This window comes from Diaphorobacter ruginosibacter, assembly GCF_040396215.1.
GTDB classification, from domain to species: Bacteria; Pseudomonadota; Gammaproteobacteria; order Burkholderiales; family Burkholderiaceae_C; genus Diaphorobacter_A; species Diaphorobacter_A ruginosibacter_A.
Window position 1 is genome coordinate 1 of sequence record NZ_JBEBOW010000195.1, and the last position, 5,027, is coordinate 5,027.

Genomic DNA, 5,027 nt, shown 5'->3' on the forward strand with positions numbered 1-5,027 from the left:
AGCGATGCTGCACTTTTTGTGGATTCTCAGTGAATCTGCAAATTTCCTATCACAGCCACTTGCAAGCGTTGCCGGGACCGTAATATGGGCCTCCAGTTGAGTGAGATCTTTGTCGACGGTTAAAGACAAGGGCGCCTCATTTGCTAATGAGGGAGAGCGGAAACCGCGCTTGTGTTTTTGATCAGCTCTTGGCAATATCGCAACAATTCGATTAGTTGCTACCAAAAGTAAAAGCCTGACAAGTTTCCCTGCCAGGCTTTTGGGTACGGACGGGGCCTTGCGGCCCCTCCTTATTGCAGCAACGGCTCTCACCCCGGATAACTACAACCGGAGTGAGTATAGCAAATAAGACGAGGGAGGGTTCATGCGGCAGTATGTATTTGGTCTGGATATTGGAATTGCCTCGGTCGGCTGGGCTGTGCTGGATGAAGGGCGCATGGTCGACCTGGGAGTGCGTTGTTTCGACAAGGCCGAAACCGCCAAGGAGGGTGATCCGCTCAATCTGATCAGGCGCCAGGCCCGCCTGCTGCGCCGTCGCCTGTACAGGCGTGCATGGCGCCTGACGCAACTGGGGCGGCTGCTCAAGCGCGAAGGGTTGATCACCGACGCCAAATTGTTCGCGCAGAGTCCCTCATTCACCGACAGTGCCTGGGAATTGCGCCGCCAGGGGCTCGATCGCCTGCTCACTCCGGTGGAGTGGGCGCGCGTGATCTACCACCTGTGCAAGCACAGAGGCTTTCACTGGACCAGCAAGGCCGAGGAAGCCAAGGCCGACAGCGACGCTGAAGGCGGGCGGGTCAAGAAGGGGTTGAAGGACACGGCAGCGCGAATGAAGGACAAGGGCTACCGCAGCGCCGCGGAGATGGTGCTGGCCGAGTTTCCCCATGCGCAGCGCAACAAGCATGGCCAGTACGACAAAGCCTTGTCGCGCATCTTGCTGGGCGAAGAGCTGGCGCTGCTCTTTGCCGCCCAGCGGCGCTTGGGAAACCCCCATGCCAGCGAGCGTTTCGAGTTGCTCATCCGAGGCGATGGAGACCGCCGCAGCGGACTGTTCTGGCAGCAAAAGCCGGCCTTGTCAGGCGCCGATCTGCTCAAGATGCTGGGTAAATGCACATTTGAAAAAGGTGAATACCGCGCCGCCAAGGCCAGCTTTTCTGCCGAACGCCATGTGTGGCTGACCCGCCTCAACAACCTGCGCATCGTGGTCGATGGGCGCTCGCGGCCCTTGAACGAGGTTGAGCGCCAGGCGGCCTTGCCGCTGCCTTATCAGACCGAGAACTTCAAATACAAGACACTGAAAAGCGCGCTGGTCAAAATGGGCCTGTGGGGCGATGACCTGCGTTTTGGCGGCTTGGCTTACCCCAGTTGCGCTCAGGCAGAAAACGAGAAGGTGAAAGACCCCGAAGATCAGATTCTGGTCAAGCTGCCCGCGTGGCACGAGCTGCGCAAAGCCTTCAAGGAGCGGCAGTCCCTCTGGCAGCGCATCAGCACGCCCGCCCTGGAAGGCCACCCCGATCTGCTCGACCGGATTGGCACCGTGCTTAGTGTTTACAAGGACGGCGCCGAGGTGGAGCAGCAACTGCGCCAGTTGCCTCTGCCCGACCCGGATGCCTGCATCGCAGTGCTGGAGAAAATCAGCTTCGATAAATTCTCCAGCCTGTCGCTCAAGGCCCTGAGGCGTATCGTGCCGCTGATGGAATCCGGGATGCGCTATGACGAGGCCGTGGCGCAAATCCCTGAATACGGCCACCACAGCCAGCGCATCAGCCCGGATAGCGCCAAGCGCCTGTACCTGCCGCCGTTCTATGAAGCACAGCGCAAGTACGGCAAGAACGACCGTGTGGGCTCCATGCAGTTCCGTGAGGACGCCGACATCCCGCGCAACCCCGTGGTGCTGCGAGCGCTCAATCAGGCACGCAAGGTGGTCAACGCCCTGGTCCGAGAGTACGGCAGTCCGATGGCCGTGCATATCGAGATGGCACGCGATCTCTCGCGTCCGCTGGATGAGCGCAACAAGGTCAAGAAGGCGCAGGAGGAATTCCGTGACCGCAACGACAAGGCGCGCACCGATTTTGAAAAGGATTTTGGCTACAAGCCCAAGGCGGCGGCGTTCGAGAAATGGATGCTCTACCGCGAGCAGCTGGGCCAGTGCGCATACAGTCAGCAGGCGCTGGACATACAGCGTGTGCTGGACGACCCCAACTATGCCCAGATAGACCACGCCTTGCCCTACTCGCGCAGCTATGACGACAGCAAGAATAACAAGGTGCTGGTGCTCACCCGCGAGAACCAGAACAAGGGCAACCGCACGGCATTTGAATACCTCACCAGTTTTCCCGGCGGAGAGGACGGTGAACGCTGGCGTGCCTTCCTGGCCTGGGTGCAAGGCAACAAGGCGTATCGCATGGCCAAGCGCAGCCGCCTGCTGCGCAAGAACTATGGCGCTGAAGAGTCCAGCGGTTTCATTGACCGCAACCTCAACGACACCCGCTACATCTGCAAGTTCTTCAAGAACTATGTGGAAGAACACCTGCAGCTGGCACCGCGCGCCGATGGTGAAACCAACCGCCGCTGCGTGGTCGTCAACGGGCAGCTGACCTCCTTCCTGCGCGCCCGCTGGGGGCTGACCAAGGTCCGTTCGGATAGCGACCGCCACCACGCGTTGGACGCTGCCGTGGTGGCCGCCTGTACGCACAGCATGGTCAAGGCGTTGGCGGATTACGCCCGCCGCAAGGAGCTGTCATTCTTGCAAGAAGGCTTTCCCGATCCGGAGACGGGCGAAATCCTCAACCCCGCCGCGTTTGACCGGGCACGACAGCACTTTCCCGAACCATGGCCGCATTTCAGCCATGAATTGAAGGCACGTCTTTTCACCGACGACCTGGCCGCGCTGCGCGAGGACATGCAGCGTTTGGGTACATACTCCGAAGACGATCTGAGCCGGCTGCGTACGCTGTTTGTGTCACGTGCGCCGCAGCGGCGCAATGGTGGCGCCGTCCACAAGGAAACGATTTATGCACAGCCCGAAAGCTTCAAGGCCCAGGGCAGTGTCATCGAAAAATTGGATCTCACCAGTCTCAAGCTCCAGGACCTGGACAACCTGGTCGAACCCCACCGCAACGAACGGCTTTACGCGGCCATCCGGCAGCGCCTGGAAGCACACGGCGGCAAGGGCGACAAAGCCTTTGGCCCCGACAACCCCCTGCACAAGCCCGACAAGAACGGCCAGCCCACCGGCCCCATCGTGCGCAGCGTCAAGCGGGTGGTGAAGCAAACCGGCATTCCTATTCGGGGCGGTTTGGCGAAGAACGACAGCATGCTGCGGGTGGATGTGTTCACCAAGGCGGGGAAATTCCATCTGGTGCCGGTGTATGTGCATCACAGGGTGACGGGGTTGCCCGATCGGGCCATTGTGGCGTTCAAGGACGAGGAGGAGTGGACGCTGATTGATGACAGCTTTGCGTTCTTGTTCTCGGTTTATCCGAATGACCTCGTTCGGATAACACTCAAGAAGCAAACCTGTATTGGCTACTTCGCAAGCTGTCATCGGGGTACGGGAGCCTTCAAACTTTGGTCGCAGGACCGGAATAACCAAGTTGGAAAAGATGGTGCCATCGAAGGTATCGGCGTTAAAACCGCCCTGTCCCTGGAAAAATTCAATGTAGATGTGCTGGGCCGCATCTACCCCGCCCCGCCAGAGGTGCGCCGTGGTCTGGCGTAGCGTCGTCATCAACCGCCCCGCCCGTCTCAAGCGCGAGCACTTCGCGCTGGTGGTGGAGCAGGAGCAGTCAGCCCGCGTGCCTTTCGAGGACATCGCGGTCATCGTGCTCAACCACCGCGAAATCACCCTGACCCATCCCGTGCTCTCGGCCTGTGCGGACTACGGCATCGGGCTGTACAGCACGGGCGACAACCACCAGCCCAACGGCGTGTTCATGCCCTTCCTGCAGCACAGCCGCGCCACGCGCATGCAGCGCCTGCAACTGAGCCTAGACAAACCCACCACCAAACGTGCCTGGGCGCGCATCGTGCAGACCAAAATTCAGAATCAAGCCCGCTGCATGGAACTGCTGGGCACCACGGGCGCAGACCGGCTGGCCTCGTATGCGCGCCGCGTGCGCTCGGGCGATGGCGGCAACCTTGAAGCCCAGGCCAGTGCGTACTACTTTCCCCAGGTCTTTGGTCGCAGCTTTCATCGCAGCCAGGCCGTCTGGGTCAACGCCGCGCTCGACTATGGCTACGCCGTCATGCGCGGCGCATGCGCTCGCGCCCTGGTGCAGCACGGCATGCTGCCCAGCATTGGCCTGTTCCACAGCAGCGAACAAAACGCCTTCAATCTGGCCGATGACCTGATCGAGTCCTACCGGCCCGTGGTGGATTTGCACGTGGCGCAACAGCATCCCGCGGATCCCGATGCCGAACTACAGCCTGCCGATAAAGCGGCCCTGGTAGGCCTGCTCAACGTCGATGTAGCCATGCCTCGGGGCAGGATGAGCGTGCTGGCCTCCATCGAACAAGCCGCCGAATCGCTGGCGCGCCTCTATGACGGCGGCAGCGAGCAGGTTCTGGAGCTGCCGGGCCTTATTGGCCTGCGGCAGCATGTCTTCGAGATGTAGCGGCACCATCAGCCATGGGCCAGGACACGAGGCGATTCATGCGCATGCTGGTGTTCTTCGATCTACCTGTGGGCACCAAGGCGGATCGGCGCGCCTATACGGTGTTTCGCCGCTTCCTGCTCAACGACGGCTACGACATGATCCAGTTCTCGGTCTACGGCCGCATCCTCAACGGCAACGACGCTGTCCAGAAGCACATGCAGCGCCTGCTGGCCAACCTGCCATCGGAGGGCTCCGTGCGCGTGCTCACGGTGACAGAAAAGCAGTTTGCCAGCATGAAACTGCTGGTCGGCCTGCCGCTGTTTCAGGAAAAAAAGGTCAATGCAGCTCAAATAGCGCTGTTCTGAAGCCCAATTTGGGCGAACGAAAACCCGCGCTCCGCTAGGCGGGGCGCGGGTTTCGCTGGGGCCA

Annotated in this window: 3 protein-coding genes; all 3 read left to right on the forward strand. The window is 60.7% G+C overall.

Translation table 11 applies throughout. From position 1 onward, the window contains the following. Positions 1–364 precede the first annotated feature (364 nt). The 3 genes from cas9 to cas2 are packed head-to-tail and all read left to right on the forward strand — an operon-like array spanning position 365 to position 4,963. Positions 365–3,721, forward strand: a complete 3,357-nt coding sequence (gene cas9, locus ABWP92_RS16455) for a type II CRISPR RNA-guided endonuclease Cas9 (RefSeq protein WP_353236488.1) — start codon at positions 365–367, stop codon at positions 3,719–3,721. Further along, positions 3,708–4,616 carry a type II CRISPR-associated endonuclease Cas1 gene (gene cas1, locus ABWP92_RS16460; RefSeq protein ID WP_353236489.1) on the forward strand — a complete coding sequence of 303 codons (909 nt, stop codon included), beginning with the start codon at positions 3,708–3,710 and terminating at the stop codon, positions 4,614–4,616. Before cas9 ends, cas1 begins: the two co-directional genes overlap by 14 nt. Positions 4,617–4,630: 14 nt before the next feature. Continuing rightward, on the forward strand, positions 4,631–4,963 hold the full coding sequence (gene cas2 / locus ABWP92_RS16465; protein WP_353236490.1) for a CRISPR-associated endonuclease Cas2: 333 nt from the start codon (positions 4,631–4,633) through the stop codon (positions 4,961–4,963). Positions 4,964–5,027: the final 64 nt, after the last annotated feature.

Bases quoted from the DNA above. Each gene is read 5' to 3' on its own strand.
- cas9 (WP_353236488.1), top strand. From the start codon at position 365: ATGCGGCAGTATGTATTTGGTCTGGATATTGGAATTGCCTCGGTCGGC.
- cas2 (WP_353236490.1), top strand. From the start codon at position 4,631: ATGGGCCAGGACACGAGGCGATTCATGCGCATGCTGGTGTTCTTCGAT.